Source organism: Arthrobacter sp. Hb9-2 (genome assembly GCF_059091165.1).
The window spans coordinates 57,876-82,562 of sequence record NZ_JBNHGJ010000006.1; the positions used below are offsets into that span (position 1 = coordinate 57,876).

Here is a 24,687-nt window from a genome sequence, read left to right on the forward strand (position 1 = left end):
GCCATCCTTTATTCATCCTTTCCTGGTTTATTTTTTTCTAAGACATGCTCCCTTCCGCGGCCTTCCGGGGATGCGGCGCCGGGGCCTGAAGAGTCGGGCGGGCGTGTCGCAGCCAGCACGATTGCGCCCGTCACCAACGCACCGGACACGTGTAGTGCCCGGGCTGCTTCCGCGAGTGTCGCGCCTGTAGTGAGGACGTCGTCGACAATGATGCAGCGCTGTCCGGCTACTTGGTTCCGGCCACTTTGGCGGACCTGCATGGTACCCCGGACCCGCTTTGCGCGGCCGCCACGGTCGAGGCCTTTTTGCCCGCCCGGCAGCTGCAGGCCGCCCGACCCGGTCTTTCCCAGCACATCCTGCACCGCAAGCCCGGGCACCTGGCGTGACACCTCCTCCAGGAGCAGGTGGACGGGGCTGAAACCGCGTTTAAGGAAGGCCGCATTGCTGCTCGGCACCGGGACCAGACAGCTCACTCCCGTTCCGGGTGATGCGGAACGGACAGCACCGGCGAGCACCCGCCCGAGGCTGCTTTTAAGCTGATACTGGCCGTGGCGTTTGAAGGACAACAGTGCCTGGGCGAGCTCCTCCCGGTAAACACCGGCAGCCACGACGGGCAGAAGAACCCTGCCGCCAACATCCATCAGGGCAGGTGCTCCGCTCTCGGCACGGAATGGGTCGCACGTCAGCCGCCGGATACGGCGGTCGCACTGACCGCAGAGGGCCCGGTCTTCGGCGCCGCAGCAGACGCAGTCCACCGGAACAGCAAGCGCAAGGAGGTCTGCCGCAGCCCCCGCTGCCTGGTCCAGCAGCCGCAGGAGTGCACTCTGATATTCGGAGCGGTGGCCGGCGGACCGTTCGGGTGCCGGTGCAAGGTCCGGGTCCAGCCGAACCCTCCTCCCCGCCCCGGCCTCCGTAGTGCATTTGTTGCTCACCGCATAAGGATCTGCCCGCACGTACTCCGAGGAAACGACGCTCCACGCCTATGTGGACAACGCCGGGCGGGGCAACAGCATCAGCCAGGGAACGACGGCTCGATGGGTCCCTTGATCTGGGGGGACCAGCCATTTCCGAGCCGCTGGAAGACGCCTTCCGCGGACTGCGCATAGATTTCCTCAGCCCCGTTCCCGGCGCTGAGTGCCACCAGTCCGGGCCACGGGGCCAGTTGTTGTGGCTGCCCCGAGGTGAGGGACAGCAGCTCCGGCGTAACGTTCGACGCCGCGGCGCCCTTCATCACGGCAACGGTGGTGTCACTGACCCAGACGCCCTGGTCCGGTTCGCTGTTGGTGGCCAGGGAAACCGGCGGCGTCAGCTCCCGCGGTGTTCCGTCCGTGCCGCGGATAATGCCGGTCACCTGCACGCGGGTCTTCCCGTTTTGTTCGGAAATCACCAGCGCCCGGACTCCTTCCCGCGAGATCCGGAAGTCCTTGACGGTGCGTCCCGCCAGCCAGGCGGGCGCCAGGGTTACCGACGGTACGTTGGCTCCCTCGGCCACGCCCGTGGGGCGGTATGCAACAACTTCGGTTCCCCCCGAAGCTCCCGGCCCTGCCGACCACACCCATTCATTCAGGCCGAAGGACGGCCGGGTCAGGGTGCTCCGTGTAGTCAATGCCCTCGCCGGCTGGCCGGGATTGATGCTGTACAGGGTGGTGCGGCTGTCGTTGAGGAAGGCCGCTGTCTGTGACACCGGGGATTCTGCGGGAAACCGCGGGTTGAGGGAAGACACCGGCTGCATATCCGGCAGTGGTGACACCCTGTTGTTCTCGTAGCGCACCAGATCATTGCCGCTGACAGCAATCTGGCGTGAGGGCACGCTTTTGTCCAGCACCGGCGGGAGGACCGAGCCGTTGTCCTCGACGCGGACCAGGTCCTGGTTTGCGCGCAGCTCGACATTGACCACATCCGGCTGGCTGCGGAAGGTCAGGGTCAGCTGCATCTGCATACGCAGGCGGTCTTCGGGTGAGGTTTCAGTGAGTTCCTTGGCTGTCAGGTCCACCTGTGCAGCGCCTGAGACAACAGGCACCGATTCCCGGGCCAGCTTGATGCCCGAGGGGAAGGCGCTCACCACGGCACCACGCAGATACGGGGCAGGCCCGGCCAGCAGCGCACTGGTCATCGCCTTGACGGTCTTGTTCTTGATGAACCAGCGGACATCAGGAACCGCGTACGTGAAGCTGGGGTCATAGAAGTAGATGGGGTATGCACCGTAGATGACCTTGAAGGTTTCTTCGGCGATGGCTGTGCCATCCGGAAGGGCGGAAATCCGCCATTCCCCGTCCACTTGGGTAACCGTCACCGGGATCTTCTCAACGGTGCCCTCTGGGGACTGGGTGGCTATTCCGTCGGCGTCAACCGTGTAGGCGACGTCGAGCTCATAGTTGTAGACATTCTCCGCCTCGCCCGGCACAACCCGTGCTTCACGGTACACAAGGGCGCGCTGGTCCGGCTTCCAGGAGACGGATGACGCCTGGGTCAGATATTGGCGTGCGACCGCGTAGTCGTCCTCATAGCCGCTGCCTGCCCGGTAGAAGTAGTCGATGATCGTTTCGGGCGTAGCGCCGTCCTGCGGCGCAGCCGGCAGGAACACGGGTGCGCTGAGGTTGCCGGCGCTTCCCTCACTGCTTTTGCCTACCGGTCCGGACGTGGGGATGCGGGCGCAGCCGGCCAGCAGGACGGCCAGCAGGACCAGCAGTAAAGCCACGGGTTTTGCCCGGCCTGAGGTGTCGCCCGTCATGTGGTCTCCTTCGGCGTGGACGCCGGAACAAGCGGCGCTCCGCCGGCTTCCAGCACGAGCATGTTTTTGTTGTCCGCCTCGTCGGGGAGCGTGATGTCACTGGGTTCCAGCTGAACCGGCGACTTGTCGATGTCTTCGCCCTGGCGAAGAGGCAGTGTCAGCCGGAAGTTTGCCCCGTGGCCCTTCTTCCCCCACGCCTGGAGCCAGCCGTTGTGGAGTTTGGTGTCCTCCATCGCTATGGACAGGCCAAGGCCACTGCCCCCGGTGGTACGGGCGCGGGCAGGGTCTGCCCGCCAGAACCTGTCAAAGACGCGGGCGGCTTCCGCCGGTGCCATGCCAATGCCGTGGTCCCGGACTGCTATTCCGACGGCGGTCCGGCTGGCTGCCACGGTGACCCTTACCGGCTTTCCTTCGCCGTGCTCCACGGCGTTGAGGATGAGGTTCCGAAGGATCCTGTCAATCCTGCGGGCATCCATTTCCACGATGATGGCGCCGCCGGGGGCGCTGAGGATGATTTCGGAGCCGTACTCGGCTGCTACCGGCGCCGCCCCTTCAATAACGTGGGCCACCACCTGAAGGATGTCCTCCGGCTCGGCGTCCAGCATGGCCACGCCGGCATCGAAGCGGGAGATCTCCAGCAGGTCCGAAAGAAGGGACTGGAAACGCTCCACTTGGTTGTACAGGAGCTCGGCGGAGCGTTTGTTGATGGGATCGAATTCTTCCCGCGCGTCGTACAGCACTTCCGCTGCCATTCGGACGGTGGTCAATGGAGTCCGCAGTTCGTGGGAAACATCGGATACAAAGCGCTGCTGCATCTGGGACAGCGTGGCCAGCTGCGTGATCTGCTCCTGAAGGCTTGCTGCCATATGGTTGAAGGAGGCGCCAAGGCGGGCAACCTCGTCCTCGCCCCGGACCACCATCCGTTCCTGCAACTGGCCGGCCGCCAGCTTTTCGGACACCATGGCGGCGTGGCTGACCGGGCTGACGACGTTGCGCGTGACGTACCAGGCGATGGCGCCGATCATCAGGACCAGCACGGCGCCGCCTGCCCACAGCACGCTTTGGATCTCGTCGAGGGTCTGCTGCGCGGTGTTCAGATCGTAAATAAGGTACAGCTCGTAGACGGTGCCATTGAAAGTCACCTTGTTGCCCACGGCAATGCCGGGACGGTCCTCAGTGCCGACCGGGATCACGGTGGACGCCCAGTACTGGTCCTTTCCCGACTCCTGCACGGCCTTACGCAGCTCAGGCGGGATCACACTGACTGTTAGCTGGTCCGATGCCCGTGACTCCACCCACCGGTTGCGGGGTTTGGTCTGTTCGGGCATGGCCTCGAAGACATACCGCCGCTGGATGACGGAACCCCGGCCCTCCACCGCGTTGAGGGTGTCGTATACCAGGGTGATCACGCTGGACTGATCGGTGACCTGGGCGCCGTCGAAGGTGTCCTGGACTTGCTTGACGTTGTAGCGGGTTTCCGACTCGGCCTGGGTCAGCCGCTCCTGGAACAGGTTGTTGGCGATCTGGTTGGACAGGTATGCACCTACCACTGCAAACGAGGTGATCGCGAGCATCAGGGTGGTGAGGACGGTGCGGAACTGCAGCGACCGGCGCCATCGCCGGTGCAGGGCCCGCCCTATATAGCGGACCGCCGGAAGGAACCGCCGGATCCCTGTTAGAACCAGCCGGGCAACGCGCAGGCAGACGATCAGGGTGCGCCGCCGCCAGATCCTGGCGCGGAAGGACAGCTTCTGGAAGCCGGCAGTTACGGCGTCGGTGTGCTCCGGCGCCTTGTGGGGCTCAGGCCGGTCAGGCCCGCCGTGGGATTCCGGAGAATTTCCCGCAGCGGGCGCGTTGGCAGGTCCCCCCGTGGGAACTGCGGGGTCAGGCCCCTGCTTTGTAGCCGACACCACGCACCGTTAATACAACTTCCGGGGCTTCCGGATCCTGCTCGATTTTTGACCGGAGGCGCTGGACATGGACATTGACCAGCCGCGTGTCGGCGGCGTGGCGGTAGCCCCAGACCTGCTCGAGCAGCAGTTCGCGGGTAAACACCTGCCACGGCTTGCGGGCAAGGGCTACCAGGAGGTCGAACTCCAGCGGCGTGAGGGAGATCCGCTCATTGCCCCTACTGACCGTGTGGCCGGCTACGTCGATGGTGATGTCCGCGATCTTCAGGGTTTCCGGGGCCTTCTGGTCACCTGGCCGGAGCCGGGCGCGGACACGGGCCACGAGTTCGGCCGGCTTGAACGGCTTGGGCACGTAGTCATCGGCACCGGACTCCAGGCCGCGGACGACGTCGGAGGTGTCTGCCTTGGCGGTGAGCATCACGATGGGCACGTCAGACTCCGCGCGGATCTGCCGGCAGACCTCAATGCCGTCCACGCCGGGAAGCATAAGGTCCAAAAGGACAAGGTCCGGCCGGGATGAGCGGAAAACGTCAAGCGCCTTGGCGCCGTCGGCGCAGAAGACCGGCTCGAAGCCGTCATTGCGAAGAACAATTCCGATCATTTCGGCCAGCGCTTCGTCATCGTCTACCACCAGAATGCGTGCCTTCATAGTTATATATTCCCTTATCAGGCAGGCTTTGTCCTGTTCAGGGCGCTGCGGCATGGCGGAACGCTAGGTGGCCCGCCTGCGGAACTATAGGCTGGGACGAAGCCGGACGTTCCCGGTGCCCACCGTGTGCTGCAGCCCGGGCGCCGACAGCCGGGGCACAGCTACGGGGGAAGGAACAAGGGTGTCACAAGAAGATCCGGGCGCGCAACAGCCCCAGGGCTGGGACCGGTCCGCTAAAGGCGGCGGCGCCGGTAGCCAAGGCCCCGGCGCTGACAGCCAACCGCCCACTTACGGCCAGGCCGGTTGGGGTGCGGTACCCGCGTGGAACAAACAGCCTGAATGGGGCGGCCAGCCTGTTTGGGGCCCCGGGCCAGGGCAGCAGCAGTGGGGCGCACCGCAGTCCCCGCACCAGTACCCGGGCTATGGCCAGCAACCCTATGGCCAGCCCCGTTACGTAGCCCCGCCCAAACCCGGCATTGTTCCGCTGCGCCCCCTGATGTTCGGTGAGATCCTGGACGGCTCCTTCCAGACGATCCGGCGCAACGCAAAGGCCATGCTGGGCGCCGCCGTCCTCGCGCAATCGCTCGCAGCCATCCTCGCCGCAGTGATCACGGCCGTGACAGCCACCTCCTTGGTCTCCGTCGAAACCTGGGCGGAGAACGCCAGTCCTGCCGACCTTGCCTCCCTCGGCCTGGGATTTCTGGCCGCCATCCTGCTGGTAGTAGTCCTGACGCTCTTTATCTCGGCCGTGCTCCAGGGCGCAATGGTGGTGCCCGTGGCGCGGTCCATCCTCAACCGCCCCACCGGCTTCCGGCAAATGTGGGGCCTGGCACGTTCGCGGGCCTGGGCGCTGGTCCGCTTGGCCGCGCTGATGATGGTTGCGGGCTTGCTCGGGTTTCTGGTCATTGCAGCGGTCGCCGTGGGGCTGGTCGCCGGCCTGGAAGGCATGGGAGCCCTGCTGCTCATTCCCCTGGTGCCGGCTTTTATTGCCGTGTTCGTATGGATCTACATCAAGCTGATGGTGGCCCCCGCCGCCGTCGTCATTGAAGAACTTGGCGCCGTTGATGGCCTGCGCCGCTCCTGGGCACTCACCCGCGCCAACTGGTGGCGGATCTTCGGAATCACCTTGGTGGTGGGCATCTTGGTGGGCATCATCGGGCAGGTGGTGATGATCCCGGTGAGCCTGCTGCCCACCTTCCTGGGCGATTTCATCTCGCCCCACGGCGGCACCGAGCAGGACGTCGCCATCGCCGTGGGAGTCGGTGTGGCCACTGCCGTCCTGGGCGCACTGATCGGCGCAGTCGGCTATGCCTTCCAAACGTCTGTGATGGCGTTGATCTATATGGATCTTCGAATGCGGAAGGACGGGCTGGACATCGCGCTGCTCCGCCTGATGGAAACCGGCGCCGATCCGGAAGGAATCCCCGGACGCGGGATGACTGCATCGGGGCCGGGCCCTCTCCCCGGGACGGGCCCCGGCGGAGACTGGCCGAATGTCCGCTGAACCTCCGGTGCTCCCGGGGGCCGAGGAAGCCCGGCGGTGGGCAACTGAGGAACTCGCCAAATCCGAATACCGGGACGCCGAGCCGGGTTGGCTGGAATCGTTGTGGCGAAGTTTCCTGGACTGGCTGCTGTCCCTGGACGGGCCCGCCGGCGAACCGGGACCGGTGCCGAGCCCGGTGATCGGAATCGTCATCGCGGTAATCATCGCCGTCGCCGTGATCCTGGCCCGGCCCCGCCTGAACCCGAAGACGCGGCAGCGTAAGGAAGTCTTCGAGCCGGATACTGAACTGACAGCTTCCGACTACCGGCTGCGCGCGGAAGCCTCGGCCGCAGCAGGCAACTGGGGGGACGCCGTCGTCGACCGGTTCCGCGCGCTGGTCCGTTCCGCGGAAGACCGTACGGTCCTCGATCCGCAGCCGGGCCGGACCGCTGATGAAGTGGTCCTCGCCCTGTCCGTCCCGTTCCCGGCTGAAGCGGCACGCCTCCACCAGGCAGCCAGGACTTTCGACGCAGTGCGCTACGGAAGCTGGACGGCGGGCAACTCTGACTACCAGGCGATAGCCGGCCTGGACCAACATCTCGAGGCAACCAAGCCTGCCAAGAATTTGGACCAGCAAAAGGGCGCCCTGCAGCAGGATCCGGCGGCGCTGCCATGACCGGGATGGTTTCCGAGGCTACGGTCAGGGAGAACCACAGCGCCGAAACCGGGGTTGCCGGCAGGAATCCGCTTCGGTGGCTACGCAGGCACCGCGCCCTTGCTGCCGTGGCAGCAGTCGTGGCCGTGGCCTTGGGACTGGTCATCTGGGGACAACTCGCCCCCAAGGGCGACGGTGTTTCCTTGTCCGTCCATAACCCCGGACCAGAGGGGGCACGGGCTGTCACCCAAATATTAGGCCGCCACGGGGTTGACGTCCGGGACGCCGACACGTTCGAAGACGCAATGGCCGCCCTTGCCGACGGCGACTCCCCCACGCTCCTGCTGTACGACCGGGACGGGTTCCTGGATGACTCCCGGCTGCGCGAATTGTCCGGCGCCGCGAATCGCGTGGTAGTTGTATCGCCCCGGCTGCAGACGCTCGCCGCACTGGACAGCGGCATCAGCCAGGCCGGTGTGGTGCCTGAGGCATCAACAGTCCTGGAGCCCGGCTGCGCGCTCGCCGATGCGGAAGCCGCCGGTGCCGTCTCCGGCGAGTCCGGCTTCGTGTACGACGGCGGGACGTCCTGCTACCGGCCCACGGGCTCCGCCGCCGGGCTGCTGACCGTAAGCGGCGACGGGCACGTTTCAGTCCTGGGCAGCACGGCTATCCTCAGTAACGAACGGCTCGACGAACTGGGCAACGCCGCCCTCGCGATCCGGACCCTGGGCGGTTCAGCGGACCTGGTCTGGTACTTGCCGTCCGTGGAGGACCTGGAGACATCCGGTTCCCCGCAAACGCTGGACGAGCTCGCACCGGACTGGGCCCGTTTCCTTGGCCTCTGGCTCGCCCTGGTGGCCCTGGCGGCAATCCTCTGGCGGGGCCGGCGCCACGGACCCCTGGTTTTCGAGCCGCTGCCCGTGGTGGTCAAGGCTGTGGAGACGGCAGAGGGAAGGGCCCGGCTCTACCACGACTCGCATGCGATCGACCAGGCACGGGACAACCTTCGGGCCGGTACGCTGGTGCGGCTGGCCCGGAAGCTGCGGCTGGGGCCAGGTACCACCGCGGACGACACTGCGGAAGCGACGGCACGGTTCCTGGACCGGCCCTCCCGGGACATCAAACAACTGGTTAACGAACGTCCCCGCAGCGAGCCGCGGCTTGTTGCCTGGGCGCAGGAACTGGACACCCTAGAGAAAGAGGTCAGTAGCCGATGAGCGAACAAGGCAGCGGCCCCCGGGTCCTTGACAATACCCATGATTCCGCCCGTCAGGCGCTGCTGGACGTGCGCCATGAGGTGGCAAAGGCGGTGGTGGGGCAGGATGCAACCGTCACCGGCCTGCTGATTGCCCTGCTGTCACAGGGGCATGTGCTGCTGGAAGGCGTGCCGGGTGTGGCCAAGACCCTGTTGGTGCGGGCGTTGTCCGCGGCCCTGAGCCTTGACACCAAACGGGTGCAGTTCACCCCGGACCTGATGCCGGGTGACGTCACCGGTTCCCTGGTGTACGACTCCCACAGCTCCGAGTTCTCGTTTCGGGAGGGCCCGGTGTTCACAAACCTCCTGCTCGCCGACGAAATTAACCGGACCCCGCCCAAGACCCAGGCGTCGCTGCTCGAGGCCATGGAGGAGCGGCAGGTCTCAGTGGACGGCGTATCGCGGCCGCTGCCCTCGCCATTCCTTGTAGCCGCCACCCAGAACCCGGTGGAGTACGAGGGCACCTATCCCCTCCCCGAGGCACAGCTGGACCGTTTCCTGCTGAAGCTCACCATGCCCTTGCCGGAGCGCCGGGACGAGATGGAAGTCATCCGCCGCCACGCCGCCGGTTTCGATCCGCGGGACCTTGCAGCGGCCGGCGTCCGGCCGGTGGCAGGTGCGGCGGACCTTGAGCGGGCCCGGCAGGCGGTGGCCACCGTTGCGGTCGAGCCCGAAATTATCGGCTACATTGTGGACCTTGCCCGGGCCACGCGGTCGGCACCATCCTTCCAGTTGGGCGTCTCGCCCCGCGGTGCCACGGCGTTGCTGAACACCTCAAGGTCCTGGGCCTGGCTGTCGGGACGGGGTTTCGTCACACCCGATGACGTCAAAGCGCTGGCCCTGCCCTGCCTGCGGCACCGGGTGACGCTTCAGCCTGAAGCGCAGATGGACGGGGTGCGGGTGGACGATGTCCTGGCCAGCATCCTCGCTTCCGTACCCGTTCCACGCTGATGGCCATTTCCGGGCGTTTTGTGGTGCTGGTGCTGCTGGGCCTGGTGCCGGTCCTGCTGTTGCCCGGATGGGGAACGGTCTGCCTCGTGGCCGGCTGCCTGCTTGCCCTGGCAGCCGTGGATCTGGCCCTCGCCGGTTCGCTCCGCCACGTCCGGGTGGTGCGCCGGGAGCCCGGCAACGTGACCCTGCACGGGACCGCGGACTCTGTGCTTACTGTCCGGAACGATGGACGGCGCCGGTTGCGCGGAACCCTGCGTGATGCCTGGCAACCCTCGGCAGGGGCCCAAAATCCGGTTCAGGACATCAACGTTCCGGCAGGCGAAGGCCGGCGTAGCAGTGTGCGGCTGCAGCCTGCCAGACGCGGAGACCTCAAGGCCCCCCACGTCACCGTCCGCTCCTACGGACCATTGCTGCTGGCAGCCCGGCAGCGGACCATCGACTGCCCCGGCGTACTGCGGGTCCTGCCTCCTTTTAATTCCCGGCGGCACCTGCCGTCCAAACTGCGCAAGCTTCGCGAGCTCGACGGCAAGGCCGCCGTCCAGATCAGGGGTGCCGGCACGGAGTTTGATTCCTTGCGTGACTACGTCCGCGGCGACGACGTCCGGTCCATCGACTGGCGGGCAACGGCCCGCCGGTCTTCCGTTGTGGTTCGCACCTGGCGGCCGGAACGCGACCGGCGCGTTGTGATGGTCTTGGACACTTCCAGGACCTCGGCAGCAAGGATCGACGACGAGCCCCGCTTGGATACCGGCATGGAAGCGGCCCTCCTGCTGGGAGTCCTTGCCGAAAGGGGCGGCGACCGGGTGGATTTCCTGGCCTTTGACCGCCGGACCCGGGCGAGGGCGGGATCTGCCGGGCAGGGCAATCTCCTGGGCCAGCTGGTCCAGGCGATGGCCCCGCTGGAAGCCGAACTCATCGAACTGGACTGGTCGGCAATCCCGGGGCAGGTGCGGGCTGTGTCCGCCCACCGGTCCCTGGTGGTGCTGCTGACCTCCCTGGAAGGCGGCGCGCCGGAGGAGGGCCTCATTCCCACTACGGTGCAACTGGCCCGCCAGCACGTGGTGGTGGTGGCGGCCGTCCGGGACCCCCAGCTCGGAATGATGCTGCGGGAACGTGACAGTGCCGCCGGTGTCTTCCGCGCTGCCGCCGCCGAACGCGCGCTTTTGCAGCGCGCAGCAGTCACCGCCGAGCTCCGGCATCATGGCGTGGAAGTGGTGGATGCCGAGCCGCAGGAACTCCCGCCACAGCTGGCGGATATGTACATCAGGCTCAAGGCTGCAGGTAGATTGTGAAGTCCCTATCGCTGTCCGTGCCCCGCTCACGAGGAGGTCCCCCATGAACTTACCGATCTACCAGCAGGCCCTGGGTTCGGACTTCAGCCGGCTGCAGCCCGAACTGCAGGAGTACTTTGCCCTGGTGCCGGGCAGCGGCCAGTATGGCGTGGGCGAGGGCACGTTCGACGTCGTAGGCTGCCGCCAGGACTGGCTGCGTCCGCTGCTGCGGCTGACCGGCGGGGAGGAAGCGTTTTTTCCCGAGTACGGGGAGAACATTCCGTTCCGGATCGAAAACCACGCGCACCAGGATCCCTTTGGCCGTTCCAGCCTCACGGCGCGGCGGGAAATCCGCTTCCCGGGGCGTACCCGGATTTTCCAGGACACCACCAGCGTGGCCCGCCACAACGGGGCACCCCGGCTGGTGGACTACGTGGGGAGGTACCGGCGGCTGGTGACGGACCTGAACCTGAGCGTGACAGCGCAGGGGCGGCTCCGCGGCGTTTCCGAAGCCTCAAGGCTTTTCCTTGGCCCCCTCCGCATCCCCCTCCCCGCCGCCCTGGACGCCAAAGCCTACGCCGAACAGTGGTGGGACCCGGCCGAAGGCGGCAACGGGAAGCACCACATCCAGGTCAAGGTGATCCAGCCCCAGATCGGCCTGGTGCTGGTGTATGCCGGCAGCTTCGACTACAGGCTGCGTGCATACACTGGCGGGAGCGCCGCCCAGAGCTTCCTGCCGCGGTACGCGCAGCCGGACCGCTGGGAAAACCGGGTCTGACGCTCTTAGCCCTGCGCCAGCTGGTTCAGCCCATCGGCGAGCTGCGTGATCCGGCCCAGGACCGCCGTAGCCTCAGCCGGGCTGCGGCCGGCAAGTCCTGCAGAGGGCGTGACGCGTACCGTGCTGAGGGCCGTTGCCGGCAGGCCGAGCTGCCGCCACGGGCGCCATACCGCCTCGACGCAGTCAGCCACCCTGGGCAGTGAGTTCGCCGCTAAGTCCAGCGCCCCGATCCACAGGCGTTTATCCGCTTCCACGGCTCCGGCCAGCTGCTCCCATTGCCGGGCAGTCAGCGCCTTCAGTGGAACAGCAATGCCGTCGGCTCCGGCCGCGAGGACCTGTTCGAAAGGCGCTTCAATTTCAGGAACGGCAATAACGATCTCGGCGGCGCCGGCGGCCCGTAAAGCGTCCAAAACAACACGCCAGGACTCCCGCGCTTCGGAGGCCGCAACGGCACGCAGCGTGCGGTAGCCGCTGGACGTGGGAATGCTGCCGGCCAGGACGGCTGCGATGTCAGGCTCATCCACCTGGACCACCAGCCGGGCACCCGGAACTGCTGCCGAGACCCGGGAAAGATAAGCGCCGACGCCGGCAGCCAGGGAAGCTGCGAGGTCCCGCCGGGCGCCGTAGTCCATGAGGGCGCGCTCGCCGTTGTGCAGGTGGAGGCCGGCCGCAAGGCTTAGCGGACCCACCAGCTGGACCTTGACCTCCGCAGCAGGTTTCTCCTCGGCACCGGCCACATCGGCCAGGACGTTGATGTCAGTGGCAAGGGCCGAGGCAGCGCGGCGGAAGTCCTTGCCGGGACGGTCCACGAGCCGCCAACCATAAGGCTGGACGTCCACGGCCAACTCCTCGAGAAGGCAAGCGGTGCGGCCCAGGGCATCTGACCCCACGCCCCGGTCCGGCAGTTCGGCGAGGAATGGCAGATGGGGGCTGCCCAGCTCGCCCCGGATGATTTTTGCCGCCTCCACCGGGTCCTCGCCGGGCCAGGGCCCAAGTCCGGTAGCCGTTACCTCCCGCGGCGGCGCCTCGTTCCCGCGTGTTGCGCCGGACCCGGCTTCGTGCCGTTCTCCGGTCCTCACGCGAGTGCTGATGCCTGCGGGTGCTGCCCCGAGGCGGCCTCATGGTCTTCGGCGATCGCCTCGTGATGCCGGATGACCTCGCCGATGATGAAATTCAGGAACTTCTCTGCAAAGGCAGGATCCAGGTGGGCGTCTTCGGCCAGCCTGCGCAGCCGGGCAATTTGGGCGGCCTCACGCCCCGGATCGCCTGCGGGCAGCCGATGCGTGGCCTTGAGGAACCCGACTTTCTGGGTTGCCTTGAAGCGCTCAGCCAGGAGATAGACCAGGGTGGCGTCGATATTGTCGATGCTGGAGCGGATGGACAGCAGCTCAGCCATCACCGAGTTGTCCACCTGGCCGGCCAATGAACTGGCGGAGGGGTCGTAGTCATCGGAGTCAGGAGCGTGGAGGTTGTGCTGCGTCATGGTTCAAGTCTATGGGAGGGCTCCTGTTTCAACCGGGTGTTAAGCGCCGGTGCCGGTATCCGGCACCGGCGCTTAGTGCAGGCTCAGGGTCAGCGCATCAGATGCCGAGCAGCGCCCGGTGTTCTTCCCGCCGCCTCGCCTGTTCCTGCGGATCCGGTACGGGAAGGGATGCGATGAGCCGCCGCGTGTAGTCATGCTGCGGGTTTCCCATCACCTGGCTTCCGATCCCCTGCTCCACCAGCCTGCCCTTGTACAGGACGCCCACCCAGGAGGACAGGATGTCCACAACGGCGAGGTCGTGGCTGATGAAGAGGCAGGCGAAGCCGAACTCCTCCTGGATGTCCTTGAACAACTCCAGGACCTTGGCCTGCACTGAAACGTCCAGGGCCGACGTCGGCTCGTCAGCTATCAGCAGCCGCGGGTTGAGGCTGAGGGCCCGCGCCAGGGATGCCCGCTGGCGCTGCCCTCCGGACAGCTCGTGCGGGTACCGTCCTGCGTACGACGCCGGCAGCTGGACTGATTCGAGCAGCTCGCCGACGCGTTTGCGCGCCTGCGCCGGGCTTGGCTTCGTGTGAATGACCATGGGTTCGGCGATGCAGTCCCCGATGCTCAGCTGCGGGTTGAAGGAAGCAGCAGGGTCCTGGAACACAAAGCCGATGTCCTTCCGGAGCGGTTTGAAGGTTCGCTCCCGAAGGTTCAGCATCTCGTAGCCCAGCACGCGGAGGCTGCCTCCGGTGGTCCTGTTCAGGCCCGCGATGGCCCGCCCGATGGTGGTTTTGCCGGAACCGGACTCCCCCACCAGTCCGAACACTTCGCCCCGGGAAAGGGTGAAGCTGACCCGGTCCACGGCCTTGAACGCCGGTGTTCCGAGCCTGCCCGGGTACTCGATGGTCAGGTTGTTGGCTTCGACCAGGACTTCCTCTTCCTGGTGCGCCCGGGCGGTCAGTCCTTGCGACGCGGAGTTATGCCCGAGGTGCGGTACCGCGGCGAGCAGCTTTCGGGTGTAGTCCTGCCGCGGTTCCGCAAAGAGGGTGCTGGCGGGCGCCTCCTCGACGACGTCCCCCTGGTACATCACCACCACGCGGTCGGCGAGGTCCGCTACCACACCCATGTTGTGCGTGATGAGCACAATGGACGTGCCGTACTTGTCCCGCAGGTCCCGGAGCAGTTCCAGGATCTCTGCCTGGACCGTGACGTCCAGCGCGGTGGTGGGCTCGTCGGCAACAATCAGGCCGGGATTCAGTGCCAGGGCCGCGGCGATCACCACCCGCTGCTTCTGTCCTCCGGAGAACTGGTGCGGATAGTAGTTGACGCGGGTTTCCGGATCCGGGATGCCCACCTTGCGCAGCGCTTCAACAGCCCGGGACTTGGCTTCCCTGGCCGAAACCCGTTTTCCTCCGCTGCCCGCGTGGGCCCGGATACCTTCGGCGATCTGCCAGCCCACGGTGAACACCGGGTTCAGCGCCGTGGAGGGTTCCTGGAAAACCATTGCCACGTCACGGCCGCGGATCTGGCGGAGGCGCGCGGCGCTGACACTGATCACGTCGGCTCCGTTGATCACCACTGCCCCTGAACTGCTGGCCGTTTCCGGGAGCAGGCCCAGGATGGTCTTGGCGGTGACTGTCTTGCCGGACCCGGACTCCCCCACGATGGCGAGGACTTCGCCTTTCCGCACCTCCAGGCTGACGTCTTTGACTGCATGGACGGGACCGCCGTCGGTAGCGAAAGTGACCTGGAGGTGGTCGATGTCGAGAACCGGGAGGCCGCCGTCGGACTGGCCTTCGCCTGCGTGCCGTCCGGACAGTGGATCAATGTTGATCGTCATAATGTCCTGCCTTCGATTGCCATGGCGGCGTTGTCCACCGGCGCCGGGGAGCTGCCGCCTGTGCTCTTGCGTCCGCGCAGGCGCGGATCGTTGAGGTCATTGATGCTCTCGCCCACCAGGGTCAGGCCCACCACGGTGAGCACGATGGCCAGGCCCGGGAACATGCCGGTCCACCAGATCCCGGAGGTAGTGTCGGCAAGCGCCTTATTGAGGTCGAAGCCCCATTCCGCGGCCGAGCTGGGTTCGATGCCAAAACCAAGGAACCCCAGTCCGGCAAGGGTGAGGATGGCTTCGGAGGCGTTGAGGGTGAAGATCAGCGGCAGGGTACGGGTTGCGTTGCGGTAGATGTGGCGGCTCATGATGCGGATGTTGGAGGCGCCCACCACTTTGGCGGACTCTACGAACGGCTCAGCCTTCAACCTCACGGTCTCAGCCCTGATGACCCGGAAATACTGCGGAATGAATACCAGCGTGATGGCAGTGCCGGCGGCGAAGATGCCGCCGACGAGGCTGGACTGGCCCCCGCTGATAACGATGGCCATCACGATGGCCACCAGCAGCGACGGAAAGGCGTAGACGGCGTCGGCGATAACCACCAGGATGCGGTCGAGCCACCCGCCCAGGTAGCCGCTGACCAAGCCAAGGACGACGCCGACGACGATGGACATGGCCACGGCGACGACAATCACCAGGATGGCGGTCTGCGCACCCCAGATCACCCGCGACAGGACGTCGTAGCCTCCTACGGTTGTACCCAAAAGGTGCTTGCCGCCCGGGGCCTGCTGGGTGGGGAAGTTGCCATCGGCGTCGGACAGCTGGGAGAAGCCGTAGGGCGCCAGCAGCGGGGCGAAGAGCGCCGTCAGGACAAAAGCTCCGGTCAGGATCAGGCCTGCCACCAGCATGCCGCGCTGGAGGCCCACGCTTTTGCTGAAGTGCGAGACGACCGGCAGGCGCCGGTACCAGGGCGCCCGGGGGCTTTCCATGGGGATGGGAACGGTTGGAATGCTCATGTCAGTACCTCACCCGGGGATCGATCAGCGCGGCGATGATGTCCACGATGAAGTTGGTCATGGCCACGATGATGGCGAGCAGCACCACGATGCCCTGGACGGCGACGAAGTCACGCGCTGTGAGGTAGTTCGCCAGCTGGAATCCCAGGCCCTTCCACTCGAAGGTCTTCTCCGTGAGTACGGCGCCGCCGAGCATCACGGCGATCTGCAGCCCCATCACGGTGATGATCGGGATCAGGGCGGGCTTGTAGGCGTGCTTGGTGACCAGGCGGTATTCGCTCACTCCCCTGGACCGGCCGGCCTCCACGTAATCCCTGCCCAAGGTCCCGATGACGTTGGTCCGGACAAGTCGGAGGAAGATTCCGGCTGTCAGGAGCCCCAGCGCCACCGCAGGCAGAACAGCGTGGGCCATGACGTCGCTGAGCGCTGCCATGTTTCCGCTTCGGAGCGCGTCCAGCCAGTAGATCCCGGTGGGGGCCTCCAGGGATGTCAGGGCCAGTTCGCTGGATGTTTTGGCCCTGCCGGCAACCGGCAGCCAGCCCAGCCACACCGAGAAGGTCAGCTTCAGCAGCATGCCCGCGAAGAATACGGGGGTGGCGTAGCAAAGAATGGCGAAGACCCGCAGGACGGCGTCAGGCGCCTTGTCCCGGCGGTGCGCCGCGACCATGCCGAGCGGGATGCCTACCAGGAGGGCGACGAGCAGTGCGTTGATGGTTAGCTCCAGTGTTGCTGAGCCATAGGTTGAGAGCATTTCGACGACGGCCCGGTTGTCCGTGAGTGTGCGGCCGAAGTTGCCCGTGGCCAGCTGGCCGAGGTATTCGAAGTACTGGACCAGGAGGGGCCGGTCGTAGCCGGCCGCCTGGATGCGCTCCTGAAGCTGGTCGGCAGGCAGCCGCCCGCCCATGGCCGCAGTAATGGGGTCACCGGTAATCCTCATCAGGAAGAAAACCATGGTCACCAGGATGAAGATCGTGGGGAAGATCAGCAGGAAACGGATCAGGATGTACTGGCCCAGTCCCCCGCCGGAAGATTTTTTGGTGGCCGGGAGGAGGCCGTCCGCGTCGCTCGGGGGCGCGTCAATGAGTGTTGTCATGGGTACCTAAAGTTGTCGTTGCCGGCGCTGCAGCTCCAGCAGGAGAGCAGCAACCGTGACCAGCAGACGGGGCGGGACACGTGCACCTGGCTGCAGGCGCATCACGTCCCGCCCCGTGTGCGGTCAGAACCGGATGGTCGACGGACCTACTTGGACATCACGCCAAGACGGGTCTTGAACGACGCGTCCAGGGTCTTTTCGACTCCCTGGACATCCGTTCCGGCCACCATCACCTGGGCACCCTGCAGCAGCGGCAGCGTGGAGAGATCCTTGGCGATTGCTTCCTGGGCCTGGCCGAGCAGTTCGCTCCGCTCCGCCTTGTCCGTGGTTACCAGCTGCTTCTTGACGATGTCCGTTACGGCAGGGTTCTCGTAGTGGTTGCCGAGGAAGTTGCCGGGGATGAAGAACGGGGTCAGGTAGTTGTCCGCATCCGAGTAGTCCGGGAACCAGCCGAGCTGGTACACCGGGTAGGCATCCGCGCGGCGCTCCTTCGTGTAGGTGGTCCACTCCGTGGACTTGAGGTCCACGGTAAAGAGGCCGGACTTCTCGAGTTGTTCCTTCACGAGGGCATACTCGTCTGCGGCGGACGTGCCGTATCGGTCGGTGTACTGCAGCTTGAGGTCAACCGGGGAGGTGATGCCGGCGTCGGCCAGGACCTTCTTTGCCTTGTCCAGGCTGGGCTTGCCGCTGCCGTCACCGTAAAGGCTCTTCAGCGGTTCCGCAGCTCCCTCGAATTCCTTGGGGACGTAGGAATAGACGGGAGTGTAGGTGTTCTTGAAAACCTGGGAGGCGATGACGTCGCGGTCAACGAGGTGCGCGATGGCCTGGCGCACGGCCAGCGACTTCGCGGGATCGGCTTCGGGAGTCTTCGCGCCGAACGGCATGGTGTCGAAGTTGAAGACCATGTAGCGCAATTCCCCGCCGGGGCCCTTGTGGACCTTGACCTTGGAGTCCTTTTCCAGGTCGGCCACGTCGGTTGCCGTGAGGATGCGGCCTGCGACATCGATGTTGCCCTGCTGGACGTCGAGTTTCAGGTTGTTCGGGTCCGCGTAGTGCTTGAGCGTGGCGCCGTCATTGGCGGCTGCGCCCAGCATCCCTTGGTAGTCCGGGTTGGGCTTGAAGCTGACCAGCTCGTTCTTCTTGTAGCTTTCAATCGTGTACTGGCCGGCAAAGGGCTTAGCGGCGATGATGGCGTCATCATCCATAATCTTGTCCGCGGGGAAGACTTCCTCGTCCACAATGGGTCCCGGGTTGGAGGCGAGGACGCCAGGGAACACCTGGTCGTTTCCTGCGGCGAGGGTGAACACCACCGTGTTGGGGTCCGTCGCTTCGATTTTCTCCATATTGGCCAGGAGCGAAGCGGGGCCGTTGGGATCGTCGATGGCCTTCACGCGGTTGAATGAGAAAACGACGTCGGAGGAGTCAAGGGTGTGGCCGTTGGCGAACTTCAGGTCCGGTTTAAGCTTCACAGTGAATTCGGTGGGGCTGGTGAAGGAAGCAGACTCAGCGATGTCCGGGGTGGCATCGGCGGTGCCAGGCTTGTAGTTGAGCAGGAAGGGATAGATCTGGTTCATCACCATAAACGAGCCGCCATCGTAGGAACCGGCGGGGTCCAGCGTGACGACTTTGTCAGTGGTTCCGTAGGTGATGGCCCCGCCGCCGGCATCACCGGTGGAGGTTCCGCCGCCGCCTGAGGGGCCCGTGCAGGCAGTCAATGCGAGTGCGGAGATGCCTGCCAGCGCGATCGCGCCGTGCAGTGCCTTGTTGCTCTTCGTCATCTGTGAACTTTCTGTTCGATGAATACGCGGCCCGCCGGTCGCTGCAGGGTGCCTTTGCTTCGGCGGGAGCGCGCTGTGCTGATGCCTAGATTCAATCAGAGAGTCAACCCCCAACACGGGCCATTTTGTGAGTTGAGACACAAAATTTACCTGAATGATGCGGTGCTCTCATTTGCCGGCGGCGCAACGAAGAACGCCGCCCCGGTTGAACCGGGGCGGCGTGTGGAATGAATGGTTCTAGAGCGCGGCGCGCTGGAGTGAGCGTGCGGCGTCGATAGTGGCCTGGCCCAGTACCCGGCTGCCCTGGTAAAGGACCACGGTTTGCCCGGGGGCCACGCCCCGCAGCGGCGTAGTCAGCCGAACCACCAGTTCAGCGCCGGCACCTTCTTCCTGAGCTTCCATGCGGGCCGTAGCGGGGACCGGGTCGCCGTGCGCCCGGACCTGGGCGTAGCAGGCAAAGTTCCCGCCCGTTTCCACTTCCGCAATGGGCAAGCCCGCCCAGGACACCTTGATGCCCCTGATTTCGTCAATGGCCAGCAGGGCTTCGGGACCCACCACCACCTTGTTTTCCTTGGGCCGGATCTCAAGGACAAACCGGGGCTTGCCGTCGGCGGCGGGTGTGCCCAGTTTCAGGCCGCGGCGCTGGCCCACTGTGAAGGCGTTGGCGCCGGGGTGCTCCCCCACCTTGGTACCTGTTTCGTCCACGATGTCGCCGGTGGTCATGTCGATCTTTTCGGCGAGCCAGCCGGCGGTGTCGCCGTCGGGGATGAAGCAGATGTCGTGGCTGTCGGGCTTGTTGGCCACGGAGAGTCCGCGGCGTTCAGCCTCCGCACGCACTTCAGCCTTGGAGGGTGTGTCGGCCAGCGGGAACATGGAGTGCTTGAGTTGCTCGTGGGTCAGGACGCCCAGGACGTAGCTCTGGTCCTTTGCCCAGTCAGCGGCGCGGTGCAGTTCGCGGTTGCCGTCCGCGTCCTCGATGACCTTGGCATAGTGTCCGGTGCAGACGGCATCGAAGCCCAGGGCGATCGCCTTTTCCAGCAGCGCCGCGAACTTAATACGCTCATTGCAGCGCATGCACGGGTTGGGGGTGCGGCCCGCGGCGTATTCATCGATGAAGTCCTGGACAACGTCCTCCTTGAAGCGCTCGGAGAAGTCCCACACGTAGTAGGGAATGCCCAGGACGTCGCAGGCGCGCCAGGCGTCCCGGGAGTCCTCGATGGTGCAGCAGCCGCGGCTTCCGGTCCGCAGCGTGCCGGGCATGCGGGAGAGCGCCAGGTGGACCCCGACGACGTCGTGCCCCGCCTCGACGGCGCGGGCGGCGGCGACGGCGGAATCAACTCCGCCGCTCATGGCTGCTAGGACTCGCATACTGGCTTTCTGTTGGGGGTGTTTCCGGCTCTTGTCCGTGTGGTGCCGGACGGTGCTGGCTGGACCTGCTGCCGAAAACTCAGGCAGGCTCACGGGAAACGATCTTGGCCTATCTATTCTACGGCCTCTGGCAAATGCACGGTCAGCGAGCGCCCAAACCCTGCCGGGCAACGGTACCGGCCGTCTGGATGGAGGACTCGTGGCCGGCCATCCCTGCCTGCCGCGCCCGCACGTAGGCATCGGGAAGGGCGGCCAGCAGCGCATCGACGTCCTCTGCCTTCGAGGAGTGCCCCAGAGTGAACCGCTGGGCGCCGCGCGCTGTTTCCTCGTTCAGTCCCATCGCGAGCAGCACGTGCGAGGGCCTCGGCACGCCCGCAGTGCAGGCTGACCCGGTGGACGACTCCACACCAGCCAGGTCCAGGAGGAACAGCAGGGAGTCCCCTTCGCAGCCCGGGAAGGTGAAGTGGGCATTGCCGGGGAGCCTGCCGGCGGCGGGTGCACCGCGCAGGACTGCTTCCGGCACCTGCTCGCGGACGCCTTCGATCAGCCGGTCGCGGAGTGCGGTGATGCGCTTCGATTCAGTACCAAGGTTCGCGACGGCGGTTTCGGCCGCCGCGGCGAAGGCTGCGATGGAGGCGGTGTCCAGGGTGCCTGAGCGGACGTCCCGTTCCTGGCCTCCGCCGTGCTGGACCGGGGTGAGTTTCACCGACCTTCCGAGCAGCAGGGCGCCCACTCCTACAGGTCCGCCAATCTTGTGCCCGGAGACGGACATGGCATCCAGGCCTGATGCCTTGAAATCAACCTGCAGTGATCCGAACGCCTGGACCGCGTCGGAGTGGACGGGAACATCCACGGCGTGCGCCAGTTCCACCACGCGTTCGACGGGCTGGATGGTTCCTACCTCATTGTTCGCCCACATCACCGTCACCAGGGCGATGGTGTCCGGGTCACGGGAAAGCTCAGCCTCCAGGAACGCCAGGTCCACCAACCCGTCGCCGTCGACCGGAAGCCAGGTGACCTCGGCGCCCTCGTGCCGCTCCAGCCACTCCACCGTGTCCATCACTGCATGGTGTTCGACGGCGGAGCACAGGATGCGCCGCCGCGCGGGGTTTTCGCCGACCCGGGACCAGTACAGGCCCTTGACGGCAAGGTTGTCCGATTCGGTGCCACCGGACGTGAAGATCACCTCGGAGGGATGGGCGCCTGCCGCTGCGGCGAGGGCTTCCCGTGCATCTTCCACGGTGCGGCGTGCCCTGCGGCCGGAGCCGTGAAGGGAGGACGGATTTCCGGTGCGGGCAAGTTCACGCGTCAGGGCAGCCAACGCCTCAGGAGAAAGAGGGGTGGTGGCTGCATGGTCGAGGTAAACGGGCACCCTGTAATTCTAGCCGTCCTGCCCCACCGGTCCGGGGCCGCAGCTTTTGGCGAATTTAGGCAGGCGGCATGATCCTGACACAGCAGTGGCCGGGCAGGTCTACAGGTGCGACGCGGTCCGAGGAGGCGTCGAAGTGGCTTGCGGCGCCCCTCAGGAAAGCACCGTTCATGGTGCACACCACCCCCGGATGCCCATCGGAAAGGCGGTGGAAAGGACAGTTTGGCAGGCGGAAACCGCCGTCGCCATCCGGCTCCGGGCGGTAGCCGGACTGCACCAGGAAGTCCTCCAGGGTCTCCGACGTTTCAGCGAGGGAGCGGCCCTTCCGGAATGACTCGGCAGGCAGGGAATCGCCGACTGGCTCACCTCCGGTGGTGGACCGTTCGATCGCAGCTGCCATCAGCTCGCCGGCGAGGTCGTAGTTCCGGTCCGGCACTGACGCCCCGATTTCACCTGCAACCGGACGGTACATCTTGGCCGGGCGGCCCGAGCCCGGCCCCGACTTCCCCGGCGGCTTGTGGAACTCAACCGCCAGCAGGCCGTCCTGCACCAGCCGGTCCAAGTGGAAGGAGACAGTGCTGCGGGGAATTCCGGTGGCACCGGCCACTTCGTCCCGGCCTACGGCTCCCGGGGAAGCCGCAACGAGCTCAAAGAGCTGGCGGCGCTTTTCATCACCAAGGGAGGCGAGTGCGGCCATCCGGCCGGCCCAGGAAAGTTTGCTCATTGCCCACCAATCCAAAGTCAAGATGTATTGATTATAGACCCGTCCGGATTCTAAAATAGCATTACCCATTTTTAGAAGGAGTCAGCTGTGAAAACCACATCAGCACTGCGCGCCAACGCCACCGCAACCGTGGAGCCGGCCCGGCAGGCCTTCCTGTTGCTGCGGACCGTTTTTACCGTTGCACCCATCGTCTTCGGACTGGATAAGTTCACGAATATCCTCGCGGACTGGACCACCTACCTCGCACCGCAAGCCACGGCCCTGGTGCCGTTGCCCGCCCCAACCCTGATGTACGTCGTCGGGGTGGTGGAAATTGTTGCCGGTATCGCCGTAGCCGTCCGTCCGCAGTTCGGGTCGCTCCTCGTGGCCGCCTGGCTGGGCGGAATCATCCTCAACCTGCTGCTGCTCGGAGCCTTCTTCGACGTGGCACTTCGTGACTTTGGACTACTCGTCGGCGCCCTGGCCCTCTACCGGTTGTCCCGGCGGACCGACAAGCCCTCCCGCAGCTAGGCCGAAGGCGGCAGCACCGGCAGGAACCTGGCCACGTCATCGCGTGCCGCGCCCAGGGATGCTGGGTCCGGGCATGACACGGAAACGTAGACCGATGATTCCGCAGTTCCAAAAAGCCTGGCCAGCACCGCTGTGGCCCTGCCTCCCGCCGAGGCAGCCTGTTCCAGAACCAGCACTTCAACCGAGCGCCCCGGGGAGGAGTCATCCCCTCCCCACCGCAGCGTCCCGGCTTTGAGGTAGTCCGGCAGGATCGTGGGATCCAGGTACTGAAACAGAGCCACAGTGGACTCGTGGTCGCCGTCCCGGGCCAGCACAGACTGGTTGGTCCGGACCTTTGCGGCCACCAGGCAGCCATCAGCCTTTCGATACTGGCTTTCGCCGGCAACATCGTCCTTCACCATCGTCCAGCCGGGCGCGTCCTTCAGACCGTCCGAGATCCCCACCGGTACTCCAGGGGCCAGGATGCCGCCCGCGGAGAAGGGCAGGTCCTGCCCCGCCACTGCCTCGGCGTCATGGCCCGGAGTGATGGTGGGCGTGGCAACCACCGCCACGCTTTCCACGGGTTCCGGCGCCGCAGGGTCAGGAACGCCAACACTGCAGCCCCCGGTAAACACGGCACTCAGCACGGCAGCGGCCAGCGGCACTCTTCCCGCACGAACCCTGCGGGCCCGGCCCGCCGTCGTCGGCTTTTGCATGCGCTCCCCAGTACACTCCCTGCCCGGCCCCCGCGGCCGTCATCCCCAAGAGTCTAAACGCCGTCCCCGCCTGTCCGAATGGGCAACAGGCGGCCGGGAACCCGGAACGCCGACACGATCGTTGTCAGGGCAAGGGCCGATAAGCTGGGCCGACAGGGCTGCCCCCGCGGACTGGCCATACCGACAGAAGGATGAGTGCTTGACCGAGAGCAGCTCGCATTACCAGGTGCTTCGTGTGGCAGTCACCGCCACCGAGAAGGAAATTAAGGTGGCCTATCGGCGCGCCGCCCGCGTTGCCCACCCCGACCATGGCGGGGACGCGGCCGCTTTCCGCCGGGTCACCAGCGCCTACGAAACCCTGATTGATCCACAACGCCGGAAAGCCTACGACCGCTCCTATGCAGCCGGCACTGCCGGGGTAAACCAGGATTCGGAGCCGCACTTTGATGCACCGCCGGCGGGCAGCCGGGCTTCGGCCACCGTGCACAGGACCGGCGGCAGCCGCAACACTGCCGGAGACCCTCCGGTCTACGTTCCGCCCTACGATCCCGCGGACGGTGAGATAGTTCCCCTGATCCCGCTGGCTGAGGCTAGTCAGCAGATTCACGGCATGCCGCGGAAGCGCGGGATCTTCGGGGCCGAAGCGCGGATCCAGCGCGAGATGCGCACCGTCCAGCTCCTGACCCGCCAGGTACTCCCCGCCATACCGGCGGCGAGGCTCATCAACGGGCTCCAGTCACCGGCGGACAACAGCCACATCGACCACGCCGTGCTGTCCGGCTACCGGCTGGCGCTGATCGGCTCCATGCTTTTGCCCAAGGGCGCCTATGCCTGGGACGGCAGGACCCTGAACCACGGCGGACGCTCTGTTGCCCCGCCGCAGCTGGCGCACGTAGTCCGTGCCATGCAGGACATTTTTCCGGAGTTGAATGTCACCGGCTGGACGGTGGTGCATAGCCCTGGCGGGAATCTTCACGAGCCGGTAATCGACCAGCATCGCCGCTCGGCCGGCGCACTGGAGACCGTCCGCATTGTGAATGCCGCGGGCATGGTCCGGGGTCTGAAAGAGTTCCTCGCGTCCGGTCCGGCTCCGAACACTGTCAACGTTCCTGTACTGGCCAGGTTGCTGCGCGGCATGCACTGACGGCG

Annotated in this window: 22 protein-coding genes; 8 read left to right on the forward strand and 14 right to left on the reverse strand. The window is 65.8% G+C overall.

The features are described from left to right. Positions 1 to 8 precede the first annotated feature (8 nt). The 4 genes from AC5RV1_RS05640 to mtrA all read right to left on the reverse strand — a co-directional run bounded on the left by AC5RV1_RS05640 (position 9) and on the right by mtrA (position 5,290). A complete protein-coding gene (locus tag AC5RV1_RS05640) occupies positions 9 to 932 on the reverse strand; it encodes a ComF family protein (RefSeq protein WP_493993833.1) in 924 nt (307 codons plus the stop codon). Positions 933 to 1,012: 80 nt separating this feature from the next. Next, entirely contained in the window at positions 1,013 to 2,731 is a 1,719-nt protein-coding gene (locus tag AC5RV1_RS05645) for an LpqB family beta-propeller domain-containing protein (RefSeq protein ID WP_493993834.1), read from the reverse strand. Continuing rightward, positions 2,728 to 4,479, reverse strand: a complete 1,752-nt coding sequence (mtrB, locus tag AC5RV1_RS05650; RefSeq protein WP_493947179.1) for an MtrAB system histidine kinase MtrB — start codon at positions 4,477 to 4,479, stop codon at positions 2,728 to 2,730. The genes AC5RV1_RS05645 and mtrB overlap by 4 nt, the downstream gene beginning before the upstream one ends. A 136-nt stretch (positions 4,480 to 4,615) precedes the next feature. Next, complete coding sequence (mtrA, locus tag AC5RV1_RS05655) at positions 4,616 to 5,290, reverse strand: MtrAB system response regulator MtrA (protein WP_163162297.1); 675 nt, start codon at positions 5,288 to 5,290, stop codon at positions 4,616 to 4,618. Positions 5,291 to 5,471: 181 nt separating this feature from the next. Here mtrA and AC5RV1_RS05660 point away from each other — a divergent pair, with 181 nt between their 5' ends. Genes AC5RV1_RS05660 through AC5RV1_RS05685 form a run of 6 tightly spaced genes read left to right on the forward strand, consistent with a single transcriptional unit; the run spans position 5,472 to position 11,683 of the window. Continuing rightward, positions 5,472 to 6,794: a DUF7847 domain-containing protein gene (locus AC5RV1_RS05660; protein ID WP_493993835.1), complete on the forward strand. Its 1,323-nt coding sequence runs from the start codon at positions 5,472 to 5,474 to the stop codon at positions 6,792 to 6,794. Continuing rightward, positions 6,784 to 7,449, forward strand: a complete 666-nt coding sequence (locus AC5RV1_RS05665) for a DUF4129 domain-containing protein (RefSeq protein ID WP_493946629.1) — start codon at positions 6,784 to 6,786, stop codon at positions 7,447 to 7,449. Before AC5RV1_RS05660 ends, AC5RV1_RS05665 begins: the two co-directional genes overlap by 11 nt. Continuing rightward, the gene (locus AC5RV1_RS05670) at positions 7,446 to 8,645 is read left to right on the forward strand and encodes a DUF4350 domain-containing protein (RefSeq protein WP_493993836.1); all 1,200 of its coding nucleotides are present in this window, start codon (positions 7,446 to 7,448) and stop codon (positions 8,643 to 8,645) included. The genes AC5RV1_RS05665 and AC5RV1_RS05670 overlap by 4 nt, the downstream gene beginning before the upstream one ends. Next, positions 8,642 to 9,634 (forward strand): AAA family ATPase, encoded by a 993-nt coding sequence (locus tag AC5RV1_RS05675; protein ID WP_493993837.1) that lies wholly within the window; start codon positions 8,642 to 8,644, stop codon positions 9,632 to 9,634. Before AC5RV1_RS05670 ends, AC5RV1_RS05675 begins: the two co-directional genes overlap by 4 nt. After that, positions 9,634 to 10,926: a DUF58 domain-containing protein gene (locus AC5RV1_RS05680; protein WP_493993838.1), complete on the forward strand. Its 1,293-nt coding sequence runs from the start codon at positions 9,634 to 9,636 to the stop codon at positions 10,924 to 10,926. Before AC5RV1_RS05675 ends, AC5RV1_RS05680 begins: the two co-directional genes overlap by 1 nt. Positions 10,927 to 10,969: 43 nt before the next feature. Beyond that, the gene (locus AC5RV1_RS05685) at positions 10,970 to 11,683 is read left to right on the forward strand and encodes a DUF4166 domain-containing protein (protein WP_493946633.1); all 714 of its coding nucleotides are present in this window, start codon (positions 10,970 to 10,972) and stop codon (positions 11,681 to 11,683) included. 5 nt (positions 11,684 to 11,688) lie between these two features. Here AC5RV1_RS05685 and AC5RV1_RS05690 read toward each other — a convergent pair whose 3' ends face one another. The 9 genes from AC5RV1_RS05690 to AC5RV1_RS05730 all read right to left on the reverse strand — a co-directional run bounded on the left by AC5RV1_RS05690 (position 11,689) and on the right by AC5RV1_RS05730 (position 22,333). Then, the gene (locus AC5RV1_RS05690) at positions 11,689 to 12,762 is read right to left on the reverse strand and encodes a uroporphyrinogen decarboxylase/cobalamine-independent methonine synthase family protein (protein WP_493946634.1); all 1,074 of its coding nucleotides are present in this window, start codon (positions 12,760 to 12,762) and stop codon (positions 11,689 to 11,691) included. Beyond that, positions 12,759 to 13,166, reverse strand: a complete 408-nt coding sequence (locus tag AC5RV1_RS05695) for a chorismate mutase (protein WP_256248486.1) — start codon at positions 13,164 to 13,166, stop codon at positions 12,759 to 12,761. The genes AC5RV1_RS05690 and AC5RV1_RS05695 overlap by 4 nt, the downstream gene beginning before the upstream one ends. Before the next feature lie 97 nt (positions 13,167 to 13,263). After that, positions 13,264 to 14,991, reverse strand: coding sequence for an ABC transporter ATP-binding protein (locus tag AC5RV1_RS05700; protein ID WP_493993839.1), 1,728 nt, complete (start codon positions 14,989 to 14,991; stop codon positions 13,264 to 13,266). Further along, complete coding sequence (locus AC5RV1_RS05705; RefSeq protein ID WP_493946636.1) at positions 14,988 to 16,001, reverse strand: ABC transporter permease; 1,014 nt, start codon at positions 15,999 to 16,001, stop codon at positions 14,988 to 14,990. Before AC5RV1_RS05705 ends, AC5RV1_RS05700 begins: the two co-directional genes overlap by 4 nt. A 1-nt stretch (position 16,002) precedes the next feature. Beyond that, on the reverse strand, positions 16,003 to 17,094 hold the full coding sequence (locus AC5RV1_RS05710; RefSeq protein ID WP_493946637.1) for an ABC transporter permease: 1,092 nt from the start codon (positions 17,092 to 17,094) through the stop codon (positions 16,003 to 16,005). Between the two features lie 146 nt (positions 17,095 to 17,240). Beyond that, positions 17,241 to 18,872 carry an ABC transporter substrate-binding protein gene (locus AC5RV1_RS05715; RefSeq protein ID WP_493946638.1) on the reverse strand — a complete coding sequence of 544 codons (1,632 nt, stop codon included), beginning with the start codon at positions 18,870 to 18,872 and terminating at the stop codon, positions 17,241 to 17,243. Between the two features lie 237 nt (positions 18,873 to 19,109). Continuing rightward, on the reverse strand, positions 19,110 to 20,240 hold the full coding sequence (mnmA, locus tag AC5RV1_RS05720) for a tRNA 2-thiouridine(34) synthase MnmA (protein WP_493993840.1): 1,131 nt from the start codon (positions 20,238 to 20,240) through the stop codon (positions 19,110 to 19,112). Between the two features lie 142 nt (positions 20,241 to 20,382). Next, on the reverse strand, positions 20,383 to 21,612 hold the full coding sequence (locus AC5RV1_RS05725; protein WP_493993841.1) for a cysteine desulfurase family protein: 1,230 nt from the start codon (positions 21,610 to 21,612) through the stop codon (positions 20,383 to 20,385). Positions 21,613 to 21,667: 55 nt separating this feature from the next. Next, positions 21,668 to 22,333, reverse strand: a complete 666-nt coding sequence (locus AC5RV1_RS05730) for a helix-turn-helix transcriptional regulator (protein WP_493993842.1) — start codon at positions 22,331 to 22,333, stop codon at positions 21,668 to 21,670. 87 nt (positions 22,334 to 22,420) lie between these two features. Between AC5RV1_RS05730 and AC5RV1_RS05735 the strand changes: the two genes are divergently transcribed. Further along, positions 22,421 to 22,843: a hypothetical protein gene (locus AC5RV1_RS05735; protein WP_493946642.1), complete on the forward strand. Its 423-nt coding sequence runs from the start codon at positions 22,421 to 22,423 to the stop codon at positions 22,841 to 22,843. Here the strand turns inward: AC5RV1_RS05735 and AC5RV1_RS05740 are convergent. Further along, entirely contained in the window at positions 22,840 to 23,538 is a 699-nt protein-coding gene (locus AC5RV1_RS05740) for a hypothetical protein (protein ID WP_493993843.1), read from the reverse strand. The two genes, AC5RV1_RS05735 and AC5RV1_RS05740, sit on opposite strands and share 4 nt — an antisense overlap. Before the next feature lie 199 nt (positions 23,539 to 23,737). Here AC5RV1_RS05740 and AC5RV1_RS05745 point away from each other — a divergent pair, with 199 nt between their 5' ends. Then, positions 23,738 to 24,682 carry a J domain-containing protein gene (locus AC5RV1_RS05745; protein WP_493993844.1) on the forward strand — a complete coding sequence of 315 codons (945 nt, stop codon included), beginning with the start codon at positions 23,738 to 23,740 and terminating at the stop codon, positions 24,680 to 24,682. Positions 24,683 to 24,687 lie beyond the last annotated feature (5 nt).